At 40.2% G+C, this 1,222-nt stretch carries 1 protein-coding gene; it reads right to left on the bottom strand.

Annotated elements, in window-relative coordinates; translation table 11 throughout:
• Positions 1-2: 2 nt before the first annotated feature.
• Positions 3-1,139 (bottom strand): ISAs1 family transposase, encoded by a 1,137-nt coding sequence (locus tag HUS62_RS22295; RefSeq protein ID WP_024602346.1) that lies wholly within the window; start codon positions 1,137-1,139, stop codon positions 3-5.
• Positions 1,140-1,222 lie beyond the last annotated feature (83 nt).

Here is a 1,222-nt window from a genome sequence, read left to right on the forward strand (position 1 = left end):
GGCTAGCGCATTTTAATCCCAGATTCTAACAGGGTTGAGCGATAATCATCGTCTAGCCCTGCCATTTTCTTTTTTCTCGCCATACTGGCTGTTTTAGTTGTATCTTGTTTAAATAACGCCATGGCTATTTTTCTCATTACGTTAAAAACAAGGGGTCCTTGCTTCTTACGGATTCTTGATTCATCTTCCCTAAAGTTCATATCCAACATCCAATGCATACTTTCAACCTGCCAGTGGCTTCGTACCGCATTAAGAGCTTGCTCCGCACCTAACGCTAACGAACTAATATACCAACGCGTTTCTATCGTGTCTGTACCTGATGATTTATCGTGAACCTCAGCGGTTACTTGAATAACACTCTTTAAGCCAGACCATTGGTAGATTTTATCTAACCAGCTTTTATCAATAAGCAATTGCTGACAAACCCTTGTTTCAATGCGCCCATGCCCTGAGCTTATTTCGGTATGTTTATCATAGTTGCTATTGGTCAATCCTTCGCGCTCACTCTTGTGCCACCAAGCTTCTAATTCACTCTGCATACCTGAATGGTTACCTTTGAGCGCTAGGATATAATCAGCTTTTTGTTTAATTATTTGTTTCGCTATTTCTTGCTGGCAGCCCATAGCATCAAGTGTAATGATGCTATTTTCAATATCTAGCATGGTGAGTAACTCAGGTATGGCTGTGATTTCATTTGTTTTGCTATCAACGGCTGTTTGCCCTAAAACTAACTGGTGTTGGCAGCTCCATGCACTGACGGTATGTAAAGCACTTTTTCTATCTTTGGTTGTAAATGAACGACGTGCAGTTTTTCCATCCATAGCAATAATATCAGCACCCGTGGTTTCAATAAGTGAAGATATCCAAGATTGAAATGCATGCTCTATTTCATCTGATTTTAACCGACAAATGACACGGGCTATGGTGTCGTGTCTTGGAATACCCGCGTTGAAAGCGCCATATCTTTTTAACCAATCAAGTTTTAGATGCCCAAAGTCTTCAATATCCTCCCATCCTTGTGCACCGGAGATTACTGCACTAATGGCTAAAAGGAGAATATCGATAAGCTCATGCTTTTTACAGCGTTCAATGCGAGGATCGGTAATTGAATTAAAGTGTTTCAGAAAAGTAGCGCTCATATTTTACGTGACCAAGGTGATTATTATGCCTTGATCTGATCACTACATATTCTATAAGTTCAATTTATAATGATCTTGCCGTG

Origin of the sequence: Pseudoalteromonas sp. 0303 (assembly GCF_013349995.1) — a bacterium.
Taxonomy (GTDB): domain Bacteria; phylum Pseudomonadota; class Gammaproteobacteria; order Enterobacterales; family Alteromonadaceae; genus Pseudoalteromonas.

Coding starts and splice junctions, on each gene's coding strand:
- HUS62_RS22295 (WP_024602346.1), bottom strand. CDS start 1,139: ATGAGCGCTACTTTTCTGAAACACTTTAATTCAATTACCGATCCTCGC.